Consider the following 26590-nt stretch of genomic DNA (forward strand, 5'->3'; position numbering starts at 1 on the left):
AATGTCTTTCGGCTTGTTCAGCGCCGACGGTCGATCGACCAGTTAAAATCGAAGCCATGAAAGTTTGCAATTCTTGGTTATCGATCCGTGCGGCCGCCATGCGTTGGGCGGTTTTCATCGTCGCGATGTTGGTCCTTGCCGGCCTGAACGCATCGGCCGTTGATTTTTCCCACGACGTGGTTCCGGTGCTTCGACAGCACTGCGCCGATTGTCACACGGGCGATGAGGCCGAAGGCGGGTTCAATTTCAATTCTCGGTCATTGGCATTGGAATCCGGAGTGATCGAAGCGGGCAGTGCCGATGAATCGATCCTGGTCGAACGTTTGGTCACCGACGACCCCGACATGCGGATGCCGCCACCGGATCGTCCGGGATTGTCGGCCAGTGAAATCCGAGTGCTGATCGACTGGATTGATCAGGGCGTTGCCTGGCAAGCCGGATTTCAGTTCGGCGAAGCGAAGCCGGAATTGCCGTTGCGTTTGAAATCCGTTTCATTGCCCGGACCATCTGGCGATCATCCCATCGATCAATTGGTCGGTCGGTATTTTCAGCAACACGAGGTTCGTTGGCCCGAAGCCGCCGATGATTCCACGTTGCTGCGTCGAACCATGCTGGATTGGGTCGGGCGATTGCCGTCGCCCCGAGAAACCACCGATTACTTGGCCGACACGTCCCCACAGAAACACACACGGCTGATCCAGCGTTTGGCGGATGACCGGGTGGGATATGCGGATCATTGGCTGACGTTTTGGAACGATTTACTGCGCAATGACTACGAGGGCACCGGGTTCATCACCAAAGGTCGCACGCAAATCAGCGGATGGCTGTACCAAGCGCTCTTGGAAAATCGTCCGTATGACCAGATGGTTCGTCAGTTGATCAACCCGCCGGACGATTCCAGTGCCGGGTTCATCAATGGGATCAAGTGGCGTGGCGAAGTCAGCGCGGGTCAATCATTGCCGATCCAGTTTTCGCAAAGCGTTTCCCAGGCGTTGCTGGGAATCAATATGAAATGTGCGTCCTGTCATGACAGCTTCATTGACCGTTGGACGTTGAGCGACGCCTATTCGCTGGCCGCGGTTTACTCGGACAAGCCGTTGGCCATGTACCGCTGCGACAAGCCGATCGGTGCGGTGGCATCGGCGGCGTGGATCTATCCTGAACTGGGCCAGGTCGATCCACAGGCCGATCGCGGGGCACGGCTTCGCCGGTTGGCGGGACTGATGACGGCCGAATCCAATGGGCGTTTTTCACGGACGATCGTCAATCGCTTGTGGGCTCAACTGATGGGCCGGGGATTGATCCATCCCACCGATGCGATGCAGACGCCGCCTTGGGACCACGATCTGTTGGACTATTTGGCCAGCGACTTTGTGCGTCGTGGATACAATCTTCAGGGAACGCTGCGTCTGATCACGACATCGCGAATCTATCGCTGCCGAACGGTGATTGATTCAGGTTCGGTCGACGACGAAGGCGATGCATTTGTGTTTCGCGGACCGGTGGCCAAACGTTTGACGGCGGAGCAGTTTGTCGACGCAATCGGAACAATCACCGGCCAGACGCCGAAGAAAGCGGATGCTCCGGTGCAACGAGATGCGGACCGTGTGCGGGCGTCTTTGGTGAAAGCCGACTCGCTGCAACGGTCGCTCGGACGTCCCAATCGTGACCAGATCGTGACGTCACGGCCCAGTGACGTGACGACATTGGAAGCCTTGACCCTTGCGAACGATCCGATGTTGGCCCAGCGTCTGCGGCAGGGCGCCAGCCGATTGCTCGATCAGTATCGCGGCCCGTCAGTGGACATCGATGGAGAACGATTGATTGACGATGTTTATCTGACTTGTTTCGCACGGCACGCGACGTCCCGCGAACGCCAAGTCGTGCTTGATTCGTTGGGAGATCAGCCGACGGTCGATGGCTTGGCAGATTTCTTGTGGGCCGTGATCGTTCAACCCGAATTTTGGTACGTACGATGATTCAAGACTGGACGCAGGATTCCGCATCGATGGAACGACAACGCCATCGGCGCGACTTTTTGAAATCGTTGGCCGCTGCTTCGGCAGCGACACTGGCCGCACCGACGGCGCGTGCTTTGGCCGCCGGACATGACTTGATCGAACAACCCGAGCCGACCGCTGACCATTGCATCTTGTTGTGGATGGCGGGCGGTATGGCGGCACCGGAAACGTTTGATCCCAAGACGTATGCACCCTTTGAAAAAGGCATGCCCGTCGACCGGATGGTCAGCACGTTTCCGGCCATCGACACAGCGGTCGACGACATCAAGATTTGCGAGGGCTTGGAAAACATCGCTGGCGTCATGGATCGCGCGACGTTGATTCGTTCGGCGGTCCAGCCGGATCTGGGACACATCCTGCATTCCCGCCACCAATATCACTGGCATACCGGATATGTGCCGCCGCAAACCGTGGCCGCGCCGCACTTGGGGGCTTGGATGGCGAAGGTGCTGGGCCCGTTGGATCCGGTGATGCCCGCGTTCGTGAACATCGGCCAGCGTTTGGAAGGTGTGGGTGAAAAGGAAGAACTGAAAGCGTTCACGACGGGAGGATTCTTTGGCAGCGAATTTGGGCCGATGAATTTGCCGTTCCCCGAGCAGGCCGCCGCCGCGGTCGCACCGCCACAGGGAATGAATCGTCGGCGGTTTGCCGAGCGTCAGCAGTTGTTCCAACAGTTGCTAAGCAGTGGGCCGGCAAGTGAAAACATCAGCGATGATCATCGCGAATCGATGCTGCGATCGCTGGACCGGGCGTATCGATTGCTCAGCAGTTCAAAAAGCCAGGCCTTTGACATCCACGCCGAACCCAAGGACAGTTTCGAACGCTATGACACCGGGCGATTTGGTCGCGGATGTCTGCTCGCACGTCGACTGGTCGAAGCCGGCTGTCGATTTGTCGAAGTCACGACCGAGTACGTGCCCTTTCTGCACTGGGATACGCACAAAGACGGTCACGCGACGGTGGATCGGTTGCACCAGGAGATTGACCGTCCGATCGCGACGCTGATTCAAGACTTGGAATCCAAAGGGTTGCTGGACCGCACTTTGGTGATCGTGGCCAGCGAATTCAGTCGTGATGCGATTGTTGAAGGTGTCCCCGGATCGACGGCGCGCGATCAAGCGACCGTGAAAACAGAATCGGTGACCGAGCCCCAGCACTACGGGCTGCACCGCCACTTCACCGGCGGAACCAGCGTGGTCATGTTCGGCGGCGGGATGAAGAAAGGTTTTTTGTACGGCGCGACGGCCCCGGAGCGTCCTTTGCTGGCGATCGAAAACCCCGTCACCGTGACGGATCTGCACGCGACGATCATGCGTGCGATGGGAATCAGCCCGCGCACCGGATTCGATGTGGAAGGTCGCCCGTTTTATGTCACCCGCGACGGCTTGGGAAAACCGGTGATGGAATTATTCGCCTGATCGCTTAGACTTCCCGCCGCACGACCCGTGGAGATATGCCATCTTTCAGGGTCACATTTACGGTTCAAACGCGGTGCGGGGACGGTTCGACAATGTCTATCGATCAATTGCGGGGAAAGCTGGCTTTGGTGACCGGCGGCGCGGGCTTCATCGGTTCGCATCTGTGTGACGCGTTGATCGATGTCGGTGCCAAGGTTCGCGTGCTGGATAATTTGAGCACCGGGTTTCGCACCAACGTCGAACACTTGGTTGGTCGCGACGATTTTGAATTCATCACCGGCGATGCGTCCGACCCGGATGTGGTTCGAACGGCCGTCGCCGATGTCGACGTGATCTTTCACGAAGCGGCGATGGCCAGTGTGCCGCGCAGCATGCGGGAACCGGCCCTTTGTCACGCGTGGTGTGCGACCAGCACGGTTGAGTTGTTGAATGCCGGTCAAGCGGCGGGCGTTCGTCGATTGGTGTTGGCATCCACCAGTGCCGCGTATGGAAATTCAACGTTTGTATCGAAACGTGAATCCGATCCGGTGTCACCGCTTTCGCCCTATGCGGCGGCAAAGTTGGCGGGCGAATCGTATTGCCAAGCCTTCTATCAAGGCTTCGGGATGGAAACCGTGGTGCTGCGATACTTCAACGTGTTCGGGCCGCGACAAGATCCGCAAAGTGAATACAGCGCGGTGATCCCACGGTTTGTTTCCATGATCCTGGCGGGGGAATCGCCGATCATCTATGGCGACGGATTGCAGTCGCGCGATTTTGTGTATGTCGGCGACGTGGCCAAAGCCAACTTGTTGGCGGCAACCGTCGACGGAGTGGCCGGCGGCGTGTTCAACGTCGCCCGCGGACAACGGACGACGTTGTTGGAACTGTTGGACACGCTGCAAGAACTGTTGGGCGAAACGATCACGCCGATTCATCAACCGCCGCGTGCCGGTGACGTCCGCGATTCGCTGGCGGACGTGTCGGAGACTCGAAACCGTTTGACCTTTGAACCATCGGTCTCGATGGCCGAAGGTTTGAAACGCAGCATCGATTACTACCGCAGCGTGGTTGAAGCCTAGCGACAACCGTCAGCCCGCGCATCGATCACGCGTTGGTGCGTGACGCGATGATTAGTATCCGCCGCTGGATGCCTTGGCTTCGATGGTCGGTATGCCAAGTTCTTGGCGACACTGGTTCAAGATTTCCGCCGTGCGGCTGGCACCGACGCGAGTCACGCCGATTTCGCGGACCTTCAACAGCGTCGGAAAATCTCGCACGCCACCGGCCGCTTTGACTTGAACTTCTGCCGGGGAACTCTGACGCATCAGTGTCAGGTCTTCCATCGTCGCGCCGCCGGTGCCATATCCGGTCGATGTCTTGACCCAGTCGGCTTTGACTTCACCACAGATTTCACACAGCTTGGTGATGTGCTCGTTTTCCAGATAACAGTTTTCAAAGATGACTTTGACTTTCTGGCCGGCCGCATGGGCCACGTCGATGACGGCGGCGATATCCTTCTGAACGTAGTCCCAATCGCCGCTGAGGACTTTGGAAATGTTGACGACCATGTCCAGTTCTTCGCAGCCATCGTCGATGGCTCGTTGTGCTTCGGCCGCTTTGATCGCCGTGGTGTGCCCGCCGTGTGGAAACCCGATCGTGGTCGACGCTTTCACGGTGGTGCCGTCAAGCATTTCCGCACACCGTTTCAGGTAGTACGGCATGATGCAAACGCTGGCCACATCGAATGTTTTGGCCAATTGGATGCCGGCTTCCAATTCGTCGCTGGTCAAGAACGGTTGCAGCAACGAGTGGTCGATCATCTTGGCGATGTCTTGGTACGTATAGCTCATGCGAATCCGGGTGGGGTTAGCGGGGGTGGCGGAAGGATGAAAAAACGGTGGGCGTCAACGTTGGTAACGAAACGATGGCGTCATCATGAAGGCGCGGGATCGCCTTTCTGGTACGCCCCCAAGATCTTTAGCTCGCTGGCCTGGCTTTCCAATTGTTCCAGCGCGTCTTTGACGTTTGCGTCATCGCGATGACCGTCAAACTCGATGAAGAAAAAGTACTCGTTGGGCCGGCCGGGGATCGGGAATGATTCGATCCAGGTCATGTTCAGTTCGTGCGTCTTGAACGTCGTCATCAAATCGGCCAGCTTGCCGGGTTGATGAAGGACTTGGCAAACCAACGATGTCTTGTCGTTGCCGGTTGGCTTTGGCGCGTCGTGTCCCAAGATGACGAAACGTGTCACGTTGTTGGGATTGTCTTCGATGTTTTTGGCAACGATGTTCAGGTCGTATTGTCGGCCGGCTTCGAAGCTGGCGACCGCCGCGACACCGGGACGCTGGGCGGCCAGCTGGGCGGCGCCGGCGGTGCTGTTGGTTTCCACCAAACGGGCGTCGGGCATTTGATCGGCCAGCCAGCGTCGGCACTGTGACAACGCTTGCGGTTTGCTGTGGATTTCGGTGATCTCGCCGCGTGGCGTCTTGGACATCAAGTTGTGATGAATGGGCAACGCGACTTCGCCGATGATCGAAACGTCGCAATGGATCATCCGGCCCAGGGTGTCCACGACGCGACCATCGGTGCTGTTTTCGATCGGAACGATGCCCCGCGATTTCGGGTCACGGCGGGCGGCATCAAAGACGGCGGCGATGGACGCCACGGGGGTGAACTGGGCCGCGTCGCCAAAGTACTTGATGGCGGCCAAGTGGCTGTAGCTGAACTGCGGTCCCAGAAAACAGACGTTGGTCGGACGCAGCAGCGCATCACAGACGCTGCGGATGTGTCGGTGGATCGCGTCCACCGACGCCGCGTCGATCTCGGCATCCCCGCCGGTGACCAATTGCCCGCGGCGGCGAATCAGCTGTGCGATCTGGGTGTCGATGGCGGCGATGTTGTCCGATGGCATGCCGAAACCGTGGGATGGGGGCGTTTTACGTGGGCTGGCGGTTGGGCGTGGGCGACCCGGAGCGGATCGCCGCGCATCGTAACCCCGTGGTCGGATTCGCGTAAGACATCGGCCGATGGGACAACGGTAAACCCGCGACGCGTTGCTAGACCGCCGGGAGTGTCAAATTGGCAAGGCGCGATTTGGGCCGAAAAGCCCGGATGTGACGAGACTGTCAAAAATGCGGGGGTTTGGGGGGATTAGCGTGCCGAAAATCCCCATTTTTAGGCTCTGGCACGGCAGTTGCCTTAGAGACCATCGTCCCGCCAAAACCGCGTCGCGATGGCCAGATTCGCGACCCCGGCGGCGGCGAGCGTTCACGCAAGCATGTCAACGCGGACAAGCCCGTCAACGCAGATACGTCCACGCAATCCACGTCAACGCGACGGCGAACGCAAACACCAGACGCGAAGGAATCCCAGAGATATGTCACAAGGCGAAAAAATCATCGGCATCGACCTCGGCACGACCAACAGCGTCGTGGCCGTGATGGAAGGCAGCGAGCCGAAGGTCATCCCCAACCCCGAAGGCAACCGGCTGACGCCCAGCGTCGTCGCGTTCACCGACAAAGAAGACACGATCGTCGGCGAACCGGCACGTCGCCAAGCGGTCACCAACCCGAAACGCACCGTGTACTCGGTCAAGCGTTTCATGGGACGTCGACACAACGAAGTCGAATCGGAAGAAAAGATGGTGCCGTATTCGATCTCCGGCGGCGCCGGCGAATACGTCAAGATCGGCGTCGGCGACAAGGAATACACGCCGCAAGAAATCAGTGCGAAAGTGCTTCGCAAGCTGAAGGAATCGGCCGAGTCCTACTTGGGCCATAAGGTCAACAAGGCCGTCATCACGGTGCCGGCGTATTTCAATGACGCCCAACGTCAAGCAACCAAGGACGCCGGTCAAATCGCCGGTCTGGAAGTCGCGCGGATTATCAACGAACCGACCGCGGCCGCCTTGGCTTACGGCATGGACAAGAAGAAGGACGAAAAGATCATCGTCTTTGACCTTGGTGGTGGTACCTTCGACGTTTCCGTTCTGGAAGTCGCCGACAGCGGTGACGAAGAACAGGAAAGCCGCGTCTTCCAAGTCATCAGCACCAGCGGTAACACGCACTTGGGCGGCGATGACTTTGACGAAGAACTGATCAACTACGTCGCGTCGGAATTCCAAAAGGAAAACGGCATCGACCTGCGTAACGATCCGATGGCGCTGCAACGGCTTCAAGAAGCCTGCGAAAAGGCCAAGAAGGAACTCAGCACGCTGCCGGAAACCGACATCAACCTGCCGTTCATCACGATGGACCAGTCGGGACCGAAGCACCTGACGATGAAGATCACGCGCAGCAAGTTCGAAGAATTGATCGACGAATTGGTCGAAAAGTGTCGCCCCTCGGTGATGCAAGCGTTGGAAGACGCCGGCATGAAGCCCAGCGACATCGACGAAATCGTTCTGGTCGGTGGTAGCACCCGCGTGCCGAAGGTCCGCGAAATGGTGCAAAAGATCTTCGGGAAAGAGCCGCACCAAGGTGTCAACCCTGACGAAGTCGTGGCCGTCGGAGCCGCCATCCAAGGCAGCGTTTTGGCCGGCGACCGGACCGACGTTCTGCTGCTGGACGTGACCCCGCTGACCTTGGGGATCGAAACCGAAGGCGGTGTGATGACCGCTTTGGTCGAACGTAACACGACCGTTCCGGTGGAAAAGAAGAACGTCTTCAGCACCGCCGCAGACAATCAAACCGCGGTCACCGTGCGGGTGTTCCAGGGCGAACGAAAGATGGCCAGCGCGAACCGGTTGTTGGCCGAATTCAACCTGGAAGGCATTCCGCCGCAACCACGCGGCGTCCCGCAAATCGAAGTCAAATTCGACATCGACCAGAACGGTATCTTGAATGTATCGGCCAAGGAACTGAAGACCGGCAAGGAAGCGAACATCGAGATCAAGGACAGCGGCGGACTAAGCGACGACGACATCGAACAGATGCGCAAAGACGCCGAAGCCAATGCCGATGAAGACCGCCGTCAGTTCGAATTGGTCGAAGCGAAAAACAAGGCGAACCAGCAGGTCTATCAGCTTGAAAAACTGATGAAGGAACATGAGGACAAGCTGAGCGATGATGACAAGGCGCCGATGAATCAAGCCATCGAAAAGGTCAAGAAGGTCGCCGAAGGTGATGATGCCGCCGCGATCAAAGCCGCCACCGACGAACTGGATGCCGCCAGCCAAGCGTTCAGCAAAGTGCTGTACGAAAAGGCCGGTGCGGATGCCGGTGCCGCCGATGCGGATCCCGCAGCCGGTGCGTCAGCCGCCGCCGACAACGATGGCGACGACGACGCGATCGACGCGGATTTCGAGGTCAAGGACTGATCGCCGGGAGGAAGACAACGGGTTGCAGGTAACGGGTGTGCAACGCCCGTTGCCGCTCCCCGGCCCCTCACTGCGATGCCAAGTCCACCCCAACCCGTGACTCTTCCAACAACCCCCACAGGCGATCATGACATTCCGTTTTGACAAACTGACTCATAAGGCCCAAGCCGCCGTCGCCGAAGCTCAAGGCATGGCGGCGTCGGCGGGCAACCCCGAAATCGATTCGCTGCACTTGTTGTCCGCGTTGTTGTCGGAAACCGACGGCATCACGCGACCGATGTTGCAGAAGATTCACGTCGATGTGAATCAGCTGGCCGAAATGGTCCGCAGCGAACTGGAAAAACTTCCCAAAGCGTCCGGCGGGCGACAGCCCGGGATCAGCGCGACGCTGCAAAGTGCCTTCAATACCGCCGCCGAAGAAGCGGCCAACCTGAAGGACGAATACATCAGCACCGAGCATTTGCTGATGGGCTTGGCCAAAGCGGAGTGCAAGGCCAAGAACCTTCTGAAGCTGTCGGGCGTTTCATCCGACGAGATTCTCAAAGCGATGAGCGAGGTCCGCGGCAGTGCTCGCGTTACCGACCAAAACGCCGAAGACACGTACCAGGCCCTGCAAAAGTACGGCATCGATCTGACCGAACTGGCCAGCCAAGGCAAACTGGATCCGGTCATCGGACGCGACAACGAAATTCGCCGCGTCATTCAAGTGCTTTCACGTCGGACGAAGAACAACCCGGTGCTGATCGGCCAACCCGGCGTCGGAAAAACCGCCATCGCCGAGGGCTTGGCATTGCGGATCTTCGAAGGCGATGTGCCGCAAAGTCTGAAAGGCAAAAAGGTCATCAGTCTGGACATGGGCGCTCTGGTCGCCGGCGCGAAATTCCGCGGTGACTTCGAAGAACGTCTCAAATCCGTCTTGCGCGAAGTCAAGGACAGCGGCGGACAGGTGATCCTGTTCATCGATGAACTGCACTTGGTCGTCGGCGCCGGCAATGCCGAGGGCAGCGCCGATGCAGCAAACTTGCTGAAGCCGGAACTGGCACGCGGAGCGCTTCGTTGCATCGGAGCGACAACGCTGGATGAGTATCGACAACACATCGAAAAAGATGCCGCACTGGAACGTCGATTCCAACCGGTCTATGTCGGCGAACCCACGGTCGAAGACACGATTGCGATTCTGCGCGGCTTGAAGCCTCGTTACGAATCGCACCATGGGGTTCGGATCACCGACAACGCATTGGTCGCCGCGGCAAATCTTTCGCATCGATACATCGCCGACCGGTTCCTGCCGGACAAGGCGATCGATTTGGTTGACGAAGCGTCCAGCCGCTTGGCGATGGAGAAGGAAAGCGTTCCCGAACCGATCGATCGACTGCAACGACGACTGCGACAGCTGGAATTGGCGCATCGTCAATTGGTCGACGAGAACGATGAATCCGCGGTCAAGAATCGCGAAGAAGTCGAGCAGGAAATGGAATCGGTCAAGCACGAGTTGGCCGGTCTGCGCGAACAATGGGAAGCGGAAAAGCTTGGTCTGGATGACGTGCAATCGGTGCGTCAGGAAGCCGAGCGGCTTCAGCATCGATTTGCGACTTTGGACGCCGAAGCGAAAGAGAAACAACTGCGGGGCGAAAACCCCGAAGACCTGTATCGCGAGATGCTGGAGGTCCAGTCGGCGCTGCGCGACGTGGAAAAACGAATCGAAGAACAGGAATCCCGCGAATCCGACGAAAAGAACGATGGCGAGGATGCCGGTGATGAAAAGCGGCGTCTGATCCGCAAGGAAGTCACCGACGAAGAAATCGCCGAAGTTGTCAGTCACTGGACCGGGGTTCCCGTCAGCCGAATGATGGAAACCGAACGGGCGAAGCTATTGGTGATGGAAGAACGATTGCACACGCGGGTGATCGGCCAGGACGAAGCGGTCGGCGCGGTCAGCGATGCGGTGCGTCGTAGCCGAAGCGGTCTGCAGGATCCGAATCGGCCCATCGGTAGTTTCTTGTTCCTGGGACCCACCGGGGTCGGTAAGACTGAACTTTGCAAGGCTCTGGCGACCGTGTTGTTTGATGACGAACAGGCCATGATTCGCATCGATATGTCGGAATTCATGGAACGTCACAGCGTGGCCCGTCTGATCGGCGCGCCTCCCGGATACGTGGGCTATGAAGAAGGCGGCAAGCTGACCGAAGCGGTCCGGCGTCGTCCCTATTCGGTGATTCTGTTGGATGAAACCGAAAAGGCGCATCCGGATGTTTTCAACATCTTGTTGCAAGTCTTGGACGACGGTCGCCTAACCGACGGTCATGGCCGAACGGTGGACTTTACCAACACGATCGTGGTGATGACCAGCAACGTCGGCAGCCAAGTGATTCAGAAGGTCACCGAGGAAGGTGGCGACGAGGAAGAAATGCAAGCCGCGGTGCAAGAAGCTTTGAAGGCAAGGTTCTTGCCGGAATTCTTGAACCGGATCGATGACATCGTGATCTTCCATCCGCTGAAGCGAGATGAGATTCGTCAAATCGTTCGCTTGCAATTGACCGGATTGAATCGCCGTTTGGAAGACAACGAATTGCACCTGAGCGTCACCGATGCCGCCGTCGACCGAATCGCCGAAGTCGGGTTTGATCCGCTGTACGGGGCTCGGCCGCTGAAGCGTGTGATTCAGCGTGAGGTGCAAAACCCGTTGGCCACTGCGCTGTTGAAGTCGTCCTATCCGGAAGGAGCCACGGTCCAAGTCGACTATGACGGTGACGAATTCACGTTCGGTGTGGCCGGATGAACTGCTAGGCCGGACGAAGAACCCTCCCAGGAATCTCGTTCCTCGATCCCGACCCTCCCGCGGTGCGGGAGGGTGAAGCCGGGGGCGGCAAAATGGCCAACCCGCGGCTAGCGCCTTGCGGCTCAGGTACATCGTCGCCTTTCGCTCCGCGAAAGTTGCGTCTGGCGGCCCCTCCCCGGGATCTCGTTCCTCGATCCCGACCCTCCCGCGATGCGGGAGGGTGAAGCTGGGGGCGGCAAAATGGCCAACCCGCGGCTAGCGCCTTGCGGCTCAGGTACATCGTCGCCTTTCGCTCCGCGAAAGTAGCGTCTGGCGGACCCTCCCCGGAATCTCGTTCCTCGATCCCGACCCTCCCGCGATGCGGGAGGGTGAAGCCGGGGGCGGCGAAATGGCCAACCCGCGGCTAGCGTCTTGCGGCTCAGGTACATCGTCGCCTTTCGCTCCGCGAAAGTAGCGTCTGGCGGCCCCTCCCCGGAATCTCGTTCCTCGATCCCGGCCCTCCCGCGATGCGGGAGGGTGAAGCCGGGGGCGGCGAAATGGCCAACCCGCGGCTAGCGACTATGGGGATGAACAAAAACCAGACTGAACAAGAGCCTCATTCGCCCATCAGATCTCCGGCTTTGGTGGCCAGCTTGATCATTTCGGATCGGAACCCGCTGACGTCTTCGCCTTTGGCATTTTTGGCTGTTGCGATCACATCGGGCATCGTCCAGGATCCTTTGTATTCGCTGCGGCGAAGCTGCATGCCGAATCCGGCCACCGCGGCGGCGAATCGTGCATCGTCATCGGCCTGGGCAAAGGACGTCTTGATGTCCGATTTGACCGGCGTTTCGACCAGCGTGCTGGTGTCGCCGTCGGGTTGCTTGTAACGAAGCTTCAGCGTCATCAATTCACCGGTGGACTCGGCGTCTTCCTTCGGCTGCACGTTGGCTTGGTACTTCAGCGGATCGACCTTTGGCGGCAACGCGTCGGCTTCGACACCGGCGGGCACCAGTTCATACAAGGCTGTCACCGCGTGACCCGCGCCGATTTCCCCGGCGTCTTTTTTGTCATCGTTAAAGTCTTCTTTGGCCAAGACGCGATTCTCGTAACCGATCAAGCGATACGACGAGACCGCGGCCGGGTTGAATTCGATCTGAATTTTGACGTCCTTGGCGATCGTCACCAACGTGCTGCTGGATTGATTGACCAAGACCTTGCGAGCTTCCTTTTCGGTATCGATGAAGGCGTAGTTTCCGTTACCGCGGCCGCTGATCTGTTCCATCATCGAATCGTTATGGTTGCCCATGCCGAATCCCATCACGGTCAGAAAGATGCCGCCTTTGGATTCCTGTTCGACCATTGATACCAGGGCATCGGTGCCGGTGGTGCCAACGTTAAAGTCGCCATCGGTACACAGAATGACGCGATTGACGCCGTCTTTGATGAAGTGTTCACGAGCCGTTTGATAGGCCAACGCGATGCCTTGGCCGCCATTGGTGCTGCCGCCGGCCGACAATTGAGTCAGCGAGCGACGAATCTTTCGCTTCTTGGATGCCGGTGTGCTGTCCAACACCAGACCGGCGGATCCGGCGTAGGTCACGATTGCAACGCGGTCGTCGTCGTTCAGTTCTTTGATCAGCATCTTCATGCCTTCCTGGACCAGCGGCAGTTTGTTGGGCCGGTTCATCGATCCGCTGGTGTCCAGCAGGAACACCAAGTTGCATCGGGGACGCTGCTCGGGCTTCATTTCTTTGCCTTTGATGGCGATCCGGGCCAGCATGTGTTCTTCATTCCATGGACAGTCCATCACGGCCACGCGGTGGGCGAACGGGTGCGCCGCGTCGTCGCGGGGTGCCGCGTAGGCGTAATCGAAGTAGTTCAGCATTTCTTCGATGCGAACGGCGTCGGGCCGTGGCAGTCGTCCGGAATCCAGATAGCTGCGGATCTTGCTGTAACTGGCCGTGTCGACGTCGATGCTGAACGTCGACAGCGGATGTTCGTCGACACGTTTGAAGGGGTTGTCGGTGATCGGTTCAAAGCGATCGCCGCTGAACCCGGGCCCGGTGCCTTCGGGGGTGCCGAAACCGAATCCCAGCTGCGCGGGCTCTTCTTCGGCCTCGATCATGATCCGCGGTGTTACACCCAGGCTAAGGTTCGTACCGTCCTCGGATCGAAACCGAACCTTATCCCCGGCGATCCTTGCGCCTCCGTAAGCGCCGCCCGCCACTGGGGTGCCGGCGGCTGGTTGGCTGGCAACGGGTTTTCCTGCCGAGGGTTCACGTCCTAGAACGCGAGTTTTCGATTCGGATGTCGGTGCGGGACCGCTGGCTTCTTGTCCACGCTGCATCGGCGTGATACCGCGTGCAACGCGATCGGGGACGGCAAAGTCGGCATTGTCGCCGTAAGAATCGGCATCCAGTTTCAGTTTCTGGGTGACTTTGGATTCTACGTCACCGAAGGGATGGTCGACCGCGTTTCCGGATTGTGGCGATTCGTTTTGTGCGAACTCGGTGAGTTGTTTGGACGGCCGATTGGAACGCCGAAGGGAATCCGATTTCCTGTCGGCCGGCGCGACGGTGGACAACCGCGATGATTCATCCTGTTGCACGATCATGTCCAGCTCAGGAACCGCAGCGATCGTGACATCGCCGCTTTCTTGAATTTCGTACAACCCTTCTTCTTCGACTGCCATGTCGTCGAATCGCATCTCCGCTTCGGCGTACTCATCGGCAGCAAATTCACTGGCGGTTTCGGCATCGGTCATGGCGACCTGGCGACGAGCGGATTGGACGCTGGGGTACGCTACCAAGCCGCCGACGACCAACAGCAACGACGCGGCGACGGCCAGAGTGACGCCGTGCTGGCGCCAGAAACCTGGGCCGCCGGTGTCGTTTGTGGTCGAGTCCGTTGTGGGGGTAACGGCGGCTTCCCTGCGAATTGCGTCGCGGCGTTCGGCGTCCAGGCCGTCGGTGGCATCGGACAATTCGGCGTAGAAGTGTTCCAGGCCACCGGTGACGGCTTTGGCTTCTTCGACGGCGGCCGACAACGATTCGTTGCCCGACATTTCGGCTTCGAAAGCTTGTTTGTCTTCGTTGGACATTTCGCCCAAGACATAGGCGGTCACGCGGGGATCATCCCAGGCTTGTGGGCCGGACGATTCAAAATCAGGTTGGTTTGGTGTGTGTTCAGACATCGGATCGACTGGGTGTGGTGTTGTTTTGTGGCAAGGCCCGCATTGGTGATTGCCGCGGGCGATTGGACAGGCGGCGTCGTGGCGACCGACGCGTTGTCAACGCTGGTTCACTGCGTCGCGAAGGCTTGACGCAGGTTGCGGACGGCGGTGTGCAGTTGGACGCCGACGTTGTTGACCGTCAGCCCGGTGACTTCGGCGATTTCGCGATAGGACAGGCCGCCTTGCATGCGGAGTCGCAAGATTTCTTGTTGACGATCGCTCAGCCGGTCGATCATCGCGGCCAAGCGGTCACATTGTTCCGATTCATCGGCCAGTTGCTCGGCGGGTGGGCCAGGATCAGGAAGCGTCGTTTCGAACGCTTCGATGGGCTGGGGGGACTTGGTTCGTTGCATATCGATCACTCGGGTACGGCAGACGAAGAACAGCCAAGCCGCCAATCGGGATCGGATTTTGCGTCGATCGGCGCGACACAGTCGCAGGAATGTTTCCTGGACCGCGTCTTGGGCCGATTGCCGGTCGCCGTGCATCATGCGGGTGGCGTACGCAAGCAGCGGCCGTTCAAAACGGTCGACGATGGATTCCATGGAATCTTCCGAAAAATCGCTCGCGTTCATTCTTTTTCGGTTCAAGATTCGGTGGACAAGAAAAGACGGTGGCTGGCCGGAAACACGGGGCGAAATCCCCTCCGGCGATCAGAACAACGATCAGGGTGGCGGTTTCTTAGCAAAAATTTTTGTAGATTGCTGTCCGCGAGCGTTTCGCTGCGGGTCGGACCCCAAACGTGATCCGCTGGCGGTCCCGATGCCGGCCGGTTCGCCCGACGGCCATTCACATTTCCATCATCTACGAAATTCGATTGACCCATGCTGCACGCTGTGATCATGGCCGGAGGAAGCGGCACTCGTTTTTGGCCCGCAAGCCGAAAGCATAAGCCCAAACAGTTGCTGAATTTGGCCGGATCGCGAACGATGATCCAGTCCACGCTGGACCGTCTGGGCGACTTGGTGCCGCCGCAACGCCAACGCGTCATCACCAACCAAGTCTTGGTGGATGAGATTCGCAAACAGTTGCCCGATTTGCCGCCGGAAAACGTGGTCGGCGAACCTTGCAAACGCGACACGGCCCCGTGTGTCGGGCTGGCGGCGGCGCTGGTTTCCCACGATGACGAAGACGCCACCATGTTGGTGATGCCGTCGGATCACGTGATTGCCGACCCCGCGGCCTTTCGTGACGCCGTCCAGGCCGGACAGCGGTTGATCGATGAAGATCCCGATCGCATCGTGACGTTCGGGATCCGGCCGACCTATCCGGCCGAATCGTTCGGCTATATCCATCGCGGCGAGCCGATTGCGGCGGTGGGCGGCAAAGCGTTTTTCGTCAAACGTTTCCGTGAAAAGCCCAGTCGTGCGACGGCCGAAGATTACTTGTCGACAGGCGAATTCTATTGGAATAGCGGGATTTTCATGTGGCGAGCTTCGCTGATCCGCGACGCGTTGGCCCACCACCAGCCCGAGATGCACGGTCACCTGCAGACGATCGCCGACGCCATCGGCCGACCCGATTATGCCGATGTTTTGGAACGTGAGTTCACGGCCATCGACGGCACGTCGATCGACTATGCGGTGATGGAACGTCACCCGAACGTCGTCGTGATCGAAGCCCCGTTTCCTTGGGACGATTTGGGCAGCTGGCAATCGCTTTCTCGCTTGCACGAACCCGATGATCACGGCAACACCGTCGTCGCCAACCATATCGGTATCGACACCGGTGGGACGATCGTTCACGGTGACCCCGATCACACGATCGTGACCATCGACGTGGAAGACTTGGTGATCGTTCAAACCAAGGACGCAACGTTGGTGGCGCACAAGAATGCGGAAGAGCGTGTCCGCGAAGCGGTTGCCGAACTGCAAAAGCGTGGATCGGATTCACTGTTGTGAATACACTTTGCGGTGAAGTCTTTGCCGGCGCGACGGACATGCGTTTCGCGCGACCGGCACTTGCCGCCTGATCGAACGTTACCGCCTCGGATTGCTGATGCCCAAGCGTAAGTTGAATCTCGCCAGGATGAGCGACGACGACTTGCTGGATCTCCGAGTGTGCGAGTTGCCTCTGAAGCTGAAAGACACGCCGCTTCAGGAACGCGTTGATCAGCTTTATGACGAATTGGCCCAGCGTGGCATCACGTTCCGCCCGCACTGTTGGCTAAGCGACGATTGGTACAGCCCCGATGGCATTCCGGGGATCGCGATTCCGTTTTATCTGGCTCACCCGCGGTTGATGCGGCTGGAACGCCAGCAGTTGCTGGAGGTCGAAGGCGGCACGAAACAGTGGTGCATGAAGATCCTGCGTCACGAAGCCGGGCACGCGATCGATACGGCATACCGACTGCGACGCAAAGCCGCGTTTCGTCGTGTCTTTGGCCGGGTTTCCCAGCCGTATCGTGAATATTACCAGCCGATGCCGTCCAGCCGCGACTATGTGCTGCACCTGGAAATGTGGTACGCCCAAGCGCATCCGCTGGAGGATTTCGCGGAAACCTTTGCCGTCTGGCTGCGTCCCGGGTCGCGTTGGCGCACGACGTACAAGGACTGGCCGGCACTGAAGAAGCTGGAACAGGTCGACCGATTCATGAAGGCCGTGGCGGGCACCAAGCCGGTCGTGACATCGCGTCGCGCCGACGAACCGCTATCCAGGATTCGCAAAACCCTGCGTGAACACTATGCTTCCAAGCGTCGACATTACGGTTTGGACATCCCCAGCGTCTACGATGCCGATCTGCGTCGCCTGTTCGACGGATCCATCAGTTCGCGCCGTGCCCCCACGGCGGCGGCGTTCCTGAGCAAGGTGCGCGGTGAAATTCGTCGCGTGGTGGCTCGTTGGACCGGCGAATACACCTACACGATTGACCAAGTGATCCAGGAAATGATCGAACGCTGCCGAGAAATGGAGTTGCGTGTCGGCGGTCCTGCGGAGGACGTCAAACGGGATGCGATGATCCTGGTCGCCGTGCGGACGACTCATTTCATGCACGAAGGGCGACATCGCGTCGTGGTTTGATCGGTTGCAAGATGCGTAAACTTCGAATCCTGCTGTTGGTTCGCGAGGGCCACGTTCCGCCGGACACATTAGATGGCGTCACGGAAAAAGAACTGGACGCCTGGAAAGCGGAATTCGACGTTTGCGAAACCCTGCGGTGTCTGGGACATGAGGTCATTCCGCTGGGCGTGTATGACGATCTGGGCCCGATCCGAAAGGCGTTGCTGGAACAGAGTCCTGACATCACGTTCATGCTGTTGGAAGAATTCCACGGCGTCGCGATCTATGACTTTGCGATCATCAGTTATCTGGAACTGATGCAGCAAGCCTACACCGGGTGCAATCCCCGAGGGCTGTTGCTAAGCAAAGACAAGGCGCTGTCGAAGAAGATCTTGTCGTATCACCGCATCCCGACGCCCCGTTTTGCCGTCTTTCCCAAAGGCCGCATCGTCCATCGGCCCAAACGTTTGACGTTTCCCCTGTTCGTCAAATCGGTCATCGAAGATGCCAGTTTCGGGATCAGCCAAGCATCGATCGTCCAGACCGATCAACAACTGGCCGAACGCGTCAATTTCATCCATGAAAAGACGGGCGATGACGCGATCGCCGAACAGTACATCGAAGGTCGCGAGCTATACGTCGGCGTGATCGGTAACCAACGGCTGCAGACCTTTCCGGCCTGGGAAATGGATTTTGGAAACATGCCGGAGGAGATGGCGAAGATCGCGACCCAACACGTCAAGTTCAATCACAAGTACCAGGAAAGGCACGGCATCACCACGCACGCAGCCACCGACCTGGACGATGCCATGCAGGCTCGAATCGCCAAGGTTTGCAAACGTGTTTATCGGGCGCTGCACATGAGCGGTTACGCTCGGATGGATCTGCGACTCAGTCCGTCAGGCGAGATCTATGTGATCGAATCCAATGCGAATCCGAACATCGAATACGGCGAAGATTTTGCGGAATCTGCTGAAACCGGCGGCGTGAATTACGAACAGTTGCTGCAGCGTATTCTGAGTCTGGGTCTGAGTTATAAGCCGGCATGGATGGCCGGATGATACGTTAGGTGCGGCGGCTTGAATCGGCATTTGCCGTTTAGATTCACCCTCCCTCCGGGAGGGTCGGGATCGAGGAACGAGATTCCGGGGAGGGTTCTTCTGCCGGTGCACCCTCCCCTCGCTAAGGCTCGACCCTCCCGGAGGGAGGGTGATAAGCATTCGGCTCAGAGTCGATCCAATGTCGCGGCTGTTTCGTTCTCCTGGCTTCACCCTCTCGCCCCGCGTGAGGGTCGGGATCGAGGAACGAGATTCCGGGGAGGGTTCTTCTGCCGGTGCACCCTCCCCTCGCTAAGGCTCGACCCTCCCGGAGGGAGGGTGATAAGCAGAAGAGCAGAAGGGAACGTGAATTGCGTTTCGCGGCCTCAACCCGACGCTATCACGTTCGGCATCACCATGCGTTACATGTCGCGAATGCCTTGGATGGAAACCATGCTGTTGCCAAAGCCCTTCTGGTATTCCAGTTTCAGGATCTGTTCGGGCAGTTCCAGATTTTCGAAAACACCCGTGTTGGGTTTCTCGTTTTCACGCGCGATCTGCTTCAGTGTTTTGTCGCCGCGAACGAAAAATGGCATGCTGCTGCGACTGCTGCGAGTCCACAGGGTATCGCTGCCCTGAACCACATCCACCTTGCTGATGTACGGTGTGAATTTGACTTCGGTGGTCCCAAAGTTTCCGAACTCTCGATAGGAACGTTCTTCGGTTTTGCCACGGGTCACCGATGCGTTCAGCTTCGTCGGTGCGTTGGAGGCGACGGTGTAGCCGGCTTTTTCAATCGCCGCTTCGATCCAACTGCGGATTTGATTCGTCGTCGCACCGGGGCCGGATCCGGTCACGTTCACCGCGATCGAATCACCCTGTGACACCGCAGCCAGATCACCGACCTCGCGATCCGCCGCTTCGATCGCCTTTTCATGTGGCAAACGAACGATGCCGACGTTGCCATCGTTGACCACCGGGTACAAACCTTCGAAAATTCGGTCGGCATATTCGATCGGCTCGCCCTGCATTTGATAGTTCCAAACGATCAGGTTGCGTTTCAGACTTAACACCGGACCGGTCGGCAACAGCAGGAACGATTGACCGTACCAGGGCAATTGACCGCCGTGTTTGGACAATGGCACGTTGGCTTCGTGCTCCAGCAAGACTTCGCCCGTGGCGACTTCGAACACCCGAACCTTGTTGCCTTCGGACAGGGCGATTCGTTTCGCGTCGGGGGAAAAGCCCATCGACACCGAGCCGATTTTTCCACACGGGACGGAACCGATTTGTTGACCGGTCGCGGTTTCGACGATTGCGATTTGTTCGCCGGTGGTATCGGCAACGGCGGTGTATCGTCCACCGGCCGAAACGGCGGGTTCGTTGAACATCGTCTGGGCACACGTCCAGACCGTCGATCGATTGCGATAGTTGATCAGTCGAATGGTTTGGCCATAGACGACCATGGCGTAGCCGCCGGGAAGAACGCGTCGATAACGCACGTAGTCCTTCTTGTTGGAATCGCCGGGGAACATGTCCCAAGTCATCGCGATGCGGGGCGATCCGTCGGCCAAGCCGGTCATGATGCCAAGACCGCTGGATTGGGTTCCCTGGGCCGCGTCAAAGATGATCAAGGCGTCACCGGTTCCGGGATCCGCCGACGCGATCCCGAATGAACGGCCGGTGCATTCGGCGACTTGTTGCGCCGAGCCACGACGCCCGTCGATGCGAAAGACTTTGGTGAACTTGTCTTTGTTCGACCAGCTGGATTTCAGACAACAGGCCAGCGTGGAACCGTCGCTGCCGACGATGAACGGCCGCGTCATGTCTTCGCGGAACTCTTTTTTCGTCACGTTTAACGCGGCGTTGCCCAAAGCGGAGAAATCGTATGGTGTGGTGTCCGCTTGCATCGACGCCGGGGGACTCATGTTGGTCAGCAACAGTTTTTTGCCATCGGGCAGTTTCACCGCCTGTGGGACGGACAACTGAGCCACACCGCCGAACGAACGCGACGGCGACGCACCGCTGCTGCTGGGTGCAAAGGACGATCCGGTCGCGGGCATGGTCGTTCCACCGGCGAACGGATTCGGATCGGCGGTGTCCATCAGGGCCAAGAATTCCTGGTCGCCGATGGACAGTTTTTCGATCGGAACGTTAATCACCCGGCCGTCTTCCTTGCGAAGCGTTGCCATCGTCGCCGACTGTTCGACCAAGGTCGCTTTCACGCTGAACGAACCCGAGGCATCGGTCCACATCCGCATCGAATCATCGGCGGCGGGTGCCGATGCCGACGCTTTGGCCTGGGACGCCAACACGACGACTTTCGATTTGCGGCCGCCGTTGTCGACTTCGATGACCAAAAATTTGCCTCCGCCGCGAACGTCCGACACCACGCCTTCGCCGGATGATCCGGCGCGCGTGAAGGTCACTCGGTCGCCGACTTCGAACGCCAACACGGGCGCCAGGGTCATCAAAGCCGTCAATAGAAACGCCGTCAGTCGACAGCCGCAGATCGATGGAGACATAGTGCAAGTCCGTGGCAGCGGAACGGAAAAGAAATGCCAGAAAGGAGAACCTCTGGCAGTTTAACCCAGCGGTAACGTTCGCGCATGGTGCGTCGGCGTTTCCAGGGGGGCGAATTATTCGCTGGCCAAGTAAACGACCGGGTAAGGCATCGACGTTGGAGCGGGCCGCACGACCGGCGGATGGTCGTCGCTGACGGGGTGCCTCTCGTCAATGGACGCCGCATCGGTGTCGCGGGATCGCGTCACGGGATCCATCGCGACGATCCACCGACGGTCTTTTCGCAGGATTTGGTTCCGCAGCACTCGGGCGAAATTCGGGTCGATGCCCTGTTCCGGGGTACCGAACAACATGTCACCGATCTGACGCACCACCGGTTCGACGCGATCGCCGACCCGGTCAAGTGCCGCGACGGCGTCGGGCGATGTCCAGATTTCCTTCCACAGTGCACGCAGTTCTTCATTTTCGACGATCGATTCGCGCAAGACGGTTTTCAGCAACTGTTGCGCCTCGGGATCATCGGCAATGGTTCCGGCGACCGAGGCAAGTTCCTGGCGGATGACCGGGTTGGCGGCAACATCGGACATGGTGTTTTGAACCGCGACCACGATTTCATCCAAGTGGTCTTCGAAGACCGGCACGGCTTCCTCGTCGACAAAACGCTGCCACTCTTCCTTCACCAGCGAACGTTCGCCCAGCGGCGTTTGGTCGTACAACGCACGCCAGCCGAACCGCCACAGCGATGCGCGGTCCCACAGTTCACGACCGATCGATTCGGTGATCGGTTGGCCGTGACGACGGACGATCGGCATCATCTCTTGCTTCGCAAGCGGCATGATCCGTTGGTCCAAGATCTCCGTCTGCAAACGTCCCGCCAGCCCCTGCCATTGATCGGAATGTTCGGCCATCGAACGCCGGACGCCCCGTTCGATCACCGGCAACGACCGGACCAGGCTTTCGCGGACCAGTGGCTGCAGCAGTTCGGTCATTTTCTGGCCGTTCTGCTTCAGCAGTTCTTGAATCTGTGATTGGATCCGCTGGCGTTTTTCCGGCGGCAGCATGGTTTGAACGACTTCCTGCAAGCTGCCTGTTGTGCGATGCGATTCCCAGACCAGTTGATTCGGGGCCACGCCGTCGACGTACCAACGTAGACGCAGGACTTGCGCTGCATCGGCGTTGGCTTGATCGGAAGCAAGGTCTGGTTCGGATACACGCGATACATAACCGGCTTGGACCCATGCGTCCGCGGATGCGTCCCGATAGAAAACCGGATCGCCGGGTCGCATCACCGCGTCGACCGCGCGGACATCGACGTCCCGAGCCGGTGTGAACCATGGACGGTTGGCAGATGCTGTCGCGTCGGATGGGTCGCCCTTCAGTCGGTCATAGGCGGCCACGGCGGTGACCGCGATGCCGATCCAAAGACCTGCACCAATGAAGCGACGAATGTTTGGGCCGGAAAACAACGCTTGGGCCATGAAAAAGAATCTCGAACCTGACTATTGAACCGATCAAAGCGTCTTCGTTACACGGCCGCCGGTCTTGGCAACATCCAACGTCGGATTCCGAGTCCGCGTGACGCGATGTTCGCGTCCAGCAAATCTGCATGACTGAATTCGCGTCAGTTTTGATTTCGCAGTCGATCGACGTAAACGGCTGTGATGATGATTGCACCCAACAAGATATTTTCCACTTGGTTTTCCAGGCCCAGTGCGGTGCACCCGTGATTGATCACTCCCATGATCAGCACGCCGCAAATCGTTCCGATCACGCTGCCGCGACCGCCCGATAGCGAACCGCCGCCGATCACCACCGCGGCGATGATTTCCAATTCCAGTCCCATGCCCGCACTAGCGTCGCCCTTGCCCATTCGCGCCAAATCGACCATCCCGGCCAGACCGACCAGGCAACCGGCCAGCGAATAAACCAACAATTTTGTTCGCACGACGGGGACACCGCACAACCGAGCGGTCGATTCGTTGGAACCGATCGCGTACAGGTGGCGGCCCAGCACGGTGCGGTGAAGTAGAAAACTGACGCCGGCGGCCAGCACCAACCACAGCCAAACGCCCCAACAGAAATTGGGCAGGATCGGATAGGCGATCCACTCGGGTTCGGGGAACTGCGTCACCATCGATACCAGCCAATCGGGAATCGATTCCACCGGCGGTGTGATCGTGCCGCCTTCATCGGCGATGGTTTTGCCAAGCCCCATGAACACGGTCATTGTGCCCAGCGTGATGATGAACGGTACCAATCGCAGCAGACTGACCAGCGAACCGTTGACACATCCACACAGCATTCCGGTCGCGATCGCCACTGCAAACGCCGCCGCGATGCCGCCACCTTGCTGCAGCGTCCAGGCCGCGGTGCAGCCACACAACGCCGCCGCGGTTCCTGCCGAAAGGTCGATTCCACCGGCGATGATGATCATCGTCATGCCCAACGCGGCGATTCCGATCTTGACGCTTTGCAGCCCCACCAGACGTGCCGATCCGCTGGTCAGAAAACGGCCCTCAAAGCCTTGGGCCGCGTCGGCGATTGCGAAAAACGCGATCACCACCAACAAAGCCAACAAGGGCCCGGCGGCGGTCAAGATTCGTCGAATCAGCGAAGTCATTTCGTCGGGAACAGTCGGGCGAAAGGGAATGGGGTCATCATGCTGCAACAAACACTTGGCAACGTGACGGCTAGGTCTTCATCGATGCGATCAACAGGTCGTGTTCATCCCAGTCCTTGGCATCGCGAATTTCCACGATGCGACCGCGTGCCATCACTGCGATGCGGTCGCACATGTGCAACAGTTCTTGAAAGTAACTGCTGATGAACAGGATCGCGGTTCCGTCGGCAGCGGTCTGGCCGATCAATCGATAGATCTGTGCTTTCGTGCCGACGTCAACACCACGTGTGGGTTCGTCCAGGATCAAACAATCGGCCTGTTCGTGCAGCGACCGCGCCAAAGCGACCTTCTGCTGGTTGCCACCGGAAAGTTCGCCCACGGTCTGTCGGCCACCGCGACACTTGACCTGTAATTGTTCGATCAGTTCGTCGACGGCATGGTGGCGACGTTTTTCATTCAACACGCCGGCGGTCGCGTAGGGACCCAACCGGCTGAGTGTCGTATTGTCGGCGATCGACAGGTTTTGCGCCAGTCCTTGGCCTTTGCGGTCTTCGCTGACCAACGACAATCCCGCGGCGATCGCGGCGGCGGGGTGTTCCGGTGGAATCGTGTTGTCGTTCATTTCGACACCGCCGCCACGCGATCGAATGCCAAAGACGGCTTCGACCAATTCCGTCCGCCCCGCACCGATCAATCCGGCAATGCCCAGAATTTCGCCACGATGGACCGTCAAATCAGTCGGTGATGCGATGCCCGCACCGGTGACGTTTTGGCATCGCAAAACGGGATCTCCGGTGCAGCGTTCGGTTTGCGGATACAGGTCGTCCACGTCGCGGCCGACCATCAGCCGAACGATCTCCGATTCACCGGCGTCGCTTAGTTGTCCGCTGCCCGTCATGCGTCCGTCACGCAACACGGTGTAGGAATCGCACAGTTGGCGGACTTCTTCCAAGAAATGGCTGATGTACAACACCGCCAATCCTTCGTCGGCCAATTTGCGTGTGATTTCGAACAGTTGCCTGACGTCGGCGGCGGTCAGCGAACTGGTGGGTTCGTCCAGGATCAACAGCTTGGCGTTGCCCGCGATGGCACGAGCGATTTCGACCAACTGTTTAGCAGCCACTGAAAGGTCACCCACCTGTGTTTTCGGGTCCAGGTCGGCGTGCCCCAGTCGCTGAAGTGCCGCGTCGACAATCTGTCGCTGGCTCCGCCTGTTCAGGGTTCCGATCCGTCCATGTTCGCGGCCCAGCATGATGTTGTCCTCGACGCTCAGGTCGTCACAGACGCTCAGTTCTTGATAGACCGTGGCGATGCCGGATCGCCGCGACACGTCGGGACGTCCGAACCGAAGCGGTGCACCGGAGACGGACAACGATCCTGCGTCAGGGACGACCGCACCGCTCAGGATCTTGATCATCGTACTTTTGCCGGCACCGTTTTCGCCCAGCAACGCCATCACCTGGCCGGGGCGCAAGCGGATCGAAACGTCCCGCAAAACCCAGTGCGGCCCGTAGCGTTTTCCCAAACCTTCGGCGGCGACCACCGCCCGATCATCGATCGATTCGGACGGTTGATTCGATGGATCGTCACCCGTCATCACGCTTGGCCGGGCTGCAACAGACTGCGGATCTTTTCGTCGTCCATATTGTCCGGGGTCGCCACGAACACACCGGTGTCCACCCGCCGCTGGACGTCTTCGCCGCGAAGGTGCTGGACCATGGTTTGGATCGACAGATAACCCATTCGCACGGGATCCTGCAGAACGATCGCGGTGACTTCACCGTCGGCCATGGCTTTGCGAAGCGTTTCGCTACTGTCAAAGGCCACCAAGGCCACATCGCCGGCGGACTTGCGATCACGCAACGTTTGCAATATGCCCGCAGCGGTGGGTTCACAGGACGCGAAGATCCCGTCGATTTCGTCGCCGAACTTGTTGAAGATCTGTTGCGACTTGTCGATCGCCGCTTCGGTGGTCGATCCGCCGTACTGGTCACTGCTGATGACCGTCATGTCGGGGTACTTGCCGATGGCTTCCAGGAAACCTTCTTCGCGTTGGTGAGTGCTTTCGCTGCCTTTTTGGTAACGCATCACAACGACGTTGCCTTTTTCGCCCAAGGCTTTTGCCATCGCATCGCCCGCCATCTGGCCGCCGCGAAAGTTGTCGGTGGCCACATAGGACACGGTGCCGCTGGTGTCGGACAGTCCGCTGTCAAAAATCACCACGGGGACCTTTCCACGACCGGCTTCGGCCACCGGCCGGACCAACGCGTCGGCGTCCAGCGGGCATAAACAGATGCCATCGACTTGTCGGTTCAAAAAGCTCTGCATCACGCTGATTTGTTCATCGCGATCGTTTTCTTTCGACGGGCCTTTCCACTGCAGGTCGACCCCCAGTTCGTCGGCGGCTTGTCGAGCACCGAAGTGGACCGATTTCCAATAGATGTGCGTTTCGCCTTTGGGGATCATCGCGATCGTCCAATCGCCATCACTGGACGAGCCGTCGGCGGTTTCGGACGGCGGCTGACAACCAACCAGCATCATCGTCGCGGCGGTCAGCGTGCAAATCAGAAAAAAGGATCGGACCATGACGGCGGTTATCGAAAAGGTGGGATGGATGGCAAAATTCGATCGCGTTGGTCATCACGCCGACGGGTTTCGACCGGCGGCTGACGCCAACGA

17 protein-coding genes are annotated in these 26590 nt (G+C 58.8%); 8 read left to right on the forward strand and 9 right to left on the reverse strand.

The genetic code is table 11. The features are described from left to right. Window positions 1-56: 56 nt before the first annotated feature. The 3 genes from HFP54_RS18210 (at window position 57) to HFP54_RS18220 (ending at window position 4500) form a co-directional block, all read left to right on the forward strand. Window positions 57-1979 (forward strand): PSD1 and planctomycete cytochrome C domain-containing protein, encoded by a 1923-nt coding sequence (locus HFP54_RS18210; protein WP_235951998.1) that lies wholly within the window; start codon window positions 57-59, stop codon window positions 1977-1979. A gap of 29 nt (window positions 1980-2008) precedes the next feature. Continuing rightward, window positions 2009-3439 carry a DUF1501 domain-containing protein gene (locus HFP54_RS18215; protein WP_168566244.1) on the forward strand — a complete coding sequence of 477 codons (1431 nt, stop codon included), beginning with the start codon at window positions 2009-2011 and terminating at the stop codon, window positions 3437-3439. Between the two features lie 92 nt (window positions 3440-3531). Further along, window positions 3532-4500, forward strand: a complete 969-nt coding sequence (locus HFP54_RS18220; RefSeq protein WP_168566245.1) for an SDR family NAD(P)-dependent oxidoreductase — start codon at window positions 3532-3534, stop codon at window positions 4498-4500. Between the two features lie 51 nt (window positions 4501-4551). Here HFP54_RS18220 and deoC read toward each other — a convergent pair whose 3' ends face one another. After that, the gene (deoC, locus tag HFP54_RS18225) at window positions 4552-5271 is read right to left on the reverse strand and encodes a deoxyribose-phosphate aldolase (protein ID WP_168566246.1); all 720 of its coding nucleotides are present in this window, start codon (window positions 5269-5271) and stop codon (window positions 4552-4554) included. A gap of 83 nt (window positions 5272-5354) precedes the next feature. Beyond that, window positions 5355-6332: a prephenate dehydratase gene (pheA, locus tag HFP54_RS18230; protein WP_168566247.1), complete on the reverse strand. Its 978-nt coding sequence runs from the start codon at window positions 6330-6332 to the stop codon at window positions 5355-5357. A 465-nt stretch (window positions 6333-6797) separates the two neighbouring features. On the opposite strand from pheA, the gene dnaK reads away from it, so the two are divergent. Continuing rightward, a complete protein-coding gene (dnaK, locus tag HFP54_RS18235) occupies window positions 6798-8738 on the forward strand; it encodes a molecular chaperone DnaK (protein ID WP_168566248.1) in 1941 nt (646 codons plus the stop codon). A gap of 127 nt (window positions 8739-8865) precedes the next feature. After that, window positions 8866-11517 (forward strand): ATP-dependent chaperone ClpB, encoded by a 2652-nt coding sequence (gene clpB / locus HFP54_RS18240; RefSeq protein ID WP_168566249.1) that lies wholly within the window; start codon window positions 8866-8868, stop codon window positions 11515-11517. A gap of 595 nt (window positions 11518-12112) precedes the next feature. Here clpB and HFP54_RS18245 read toward each other — a convergent pair. Beyond that, on the reverse strand, window positions 12113-14692 hold the full coding sequence (locus HFP54_RS18245; protein ID WP_168566250.1) for a YfbK domain-containing protein: 2580 nt from the start codon (window positions 14690-14692) through the stop codon (window positions 12113-12115). Window positions 14693-14799: 107 nt separating this feature from the next. After that, window positions 14800-15276 (reverse strand): RNA polymerase sigma factor, encoded by a 477-nt coding sequence (locus HFP54_RS18250; RefSeq protein ID WP_235951999.1) that lies wholly within the window; start codon window positions 15274-15276, stop codon window positions 14800-14802. Window positions 15277-15555: 279 nt separating this feature from the next. On the opposite strand from HFP54_RS18250, the gene HFP54_RS18255 reads away from it, so the two are divergent. From HFP54_RS18255 to HFP54_RS18265, 3 genes are all read left to right on the forward strand, one after another. Next, complete coding sequence (locus HFP54_RS18255; RefSeq protein ID WP_168566251.1) at window positions 15556-16632, forward strand: mannose-1-phosphate guanylyltransferase; 1077 nt, start codon at window positions 15556-15558, stop codon at window positions 16630-16632. 97 nt (window positions 16633-16729) lie between these two features. Then, complete coding sequence (locus HFP54_RS18260; RefSeq protein ID WP_146414081.1) at window positions 16730-17752, forward strand: putative zinc-binding metallopeptidase; 1023 nt, start codon at window positions 16730-16732, stop codon at window positions 17750-17752. Window positions 17753-17763: 11 nt separating this feature from the next. Continuing rightward, entirely contained in the window at window positions 17764-18792 is a 1029-nt protein-coding gene (locus HFP54_RS18265) for a D-alanine--D-alanine ligase family protein (RefSeq protein WP_168566252.1), read from the forward strand. Between the two features lie 398 nt (window positions 18793-19190). On the opposite strand, the gene HFP54_RS18270 is transcribed toward HFP54_RS18265, so the two are convergent. The 5 genes from HFP54_RS18270 to HFP54_RS18290 all read right to left on the reverse strand — a co-directional run bounded on the left by HFP54_RS18270 (window position 19191) and on the right by HFP54_RS18290 (window position 26497). Beyond that, complete coding sequence (locus HFP54_RS18270; protein WP_146414079.1) at window positions 19191-21293, reverse strand: SHD1 domain-containing protein; 2103 nt, start codon at window positions 21291-21293, stop codon at window positions 19191-19193. 114 nt (window positions 21294-21407) lie between these two features. Next, window positions 21408-22769 carry a hypothetical protein gene (locus tag HFP54_RS18275; RefSeq protein ID WP_168566253.1) on the reverse strand — a complete coding sequence of 454 codons (1362 nt, stop codon included), beginning with the start codon at window positions 22767-22769 and terminating at the stop codon, window positions 21408-21410. A 143-nt stretch (window positions 22770-22912) separates the two neighbouring features. Beyond that, complete coding sequence (locus tag HFP54_RS18280; protein ID WP_146414077.1) at window positions 22913-23911, reverse strand: ABC transporter permease; 999 nt, start codon at window positions 23909-23911, stop codon at window positions 22913-22915. Between the two features lie 70 nt (window positions 23912-23981). Beyond that, window positions 23982-25508: a sugar ABC transporter ATP-binding protein gene (locus HFP54_RS18285; protein ID WP_168566254.1), complete on the reverse strand. Its 1527-nt coding sequence runs from the start codon at window positions 25506-25508 to the stop codon at window positions 23982-23984. Next, entirely contained in the window at window positions 25508-26497 is a 990-nt protein-coding gene (locus HFP54_RS18290; RefSeq protein WP_168566255.1) for an ABC transporter substrate-binding protein, read from the reverse strand. Before HFP54_RS18290 ends, HFP54_RS18285 begins: the two co-directional genes overlap by 1 nt. Window positions 26498-26590: the final 93 nt, after the last annotated feature.

This window comes from Crateriforma spongiae (assembly GCF_012290005.1).
Classification (GTDB): domain Bacteria; phylum Planctomycetota; class Planctomycetia; order Pirellulales; family Pirellulaceae; genus Crateriforma; species Crateriforma spongiae.

Excerpts from the sequence above, each read along its gene's own strand:
- HFP54_RS18210 (WP_235951998.1), top strand. The coding sequence starts at position 57 with ATGAAAGTTTGCAATTCTTGGTTATCGATCCGTGCGGCCGCCATGCGT.
- HFP54_RS18215 (WP_168566244.1), top strand. The coding sequence starts at position 2,009 with ATGGAACGACAACGCCATCGGCGCGACTTTTTGAAATCGTTGGCCGCT.
- HFP54_RS18220 (WP_168566245.1), top strand. The coding sequence starts at position 3,532 with ATGTCTATCGATCAATTGCGGGGAAAGCTGGCTTTGGTGACCGGCGGC.
- deoC (WP_168566246.1), bottom strand. The coding sequence starts at position 5,271 with ATGAGCTATACGTACCAAGACATCGCCAAGATGATCGACCACTCGTTG.
- pheA (WP_168566247.1), bottom strand. The coding sequence starts at position 6,332 with ATGCCATCGGACAACATCGCCGCCATCGACACCCAGATCGCACAGCTG.
- dnaK (WP_168566248.1), top strand. The coding sequence starts at position 6,798 with ATGTCACAAGGCGAAAAAATCATCGGCATCGACCTCGGCACGACCAAC.
- clpB (WP_168566249.1), top strand. The coding sequence starts at position 8,866 with ATGACATTCCGTTTTGACAAACTGACTCATAAGGCCCAAGCCGCCGTC.
- HFP54_RS18245 (WP_168566250.1), bottom strand. The coding sequence starts at position 14,692 with ATGTCTGAACACACACCAAACCAACCTGATTTTGAATCGTCCGGCCCA.
- HFP54_RS18250 (WP_235951999.1), bottom strand. The coding sequence starts at position 15,276 with ATGGAATCCATCGTCGACCGTTTTGAACGGCCGCTGCTTGCGTACGCC.
- HFP54_RS18255 (WP_168566251.1), top strand. The coding sequence starts at position 15,556 with ATGCTGCACGCTGTGATCATGGCCGGAGGAAGCGGCACTCGTTTTTGG.
- HFP54_RS18260 (WP_146414081.1), top strand. The coding sequence starts at position 16,730 with ATGCCCAAGCGTAAGTTGAATCTCGCCAGGATGAGCGACGACGACTTG.
- HFP54_RS18265 (WP_168566252.1), top strand. The coding sequence starts at position 17,764 with ATGCGTAAACTTCGAATCCTGCTGTTGGTTCGCGAGGGCCACGTTCCG.
- HFP54_RS18270 (WP_146414079.1), bottom strand. The coding sequence starts at position 21,293 with ATGTCTCCATCGATCTGCGGCTGTCGACTGACGGCGTTTCTATTGACG.
- HFP54_RS18275 (WP_168566253.1), bottom strand. The coding sequence starts at position 22,769 with ATGGCCCAAGCGTTGTTTTCCGGCCCAAACATTCGTCGCTTCATTGGT.
- HFP54_RS18280 (WP_146414077.1), bottom strand. The coding sequence starts at position 23,911 with ATGACTTCGCTGATTCGACGAATCTTGACCGCCGCCGGGCCCTTGTTG.
- HFP54_RS18285 (WP_168566254.1), bottom strand. The coding sequence starts at position 25,508 with ATGACGGGTGACGATCCATCGAATCAACCGTCCGAATCGATCGATGAT.
- HFP54_RS18290 (WP_168566255.1), bottom strand. The coding sequence starts at position 26,497 with ATGGTCCGATCCTTTTTTCTGATTTGCACGCTGACCGCCGCGACGATG.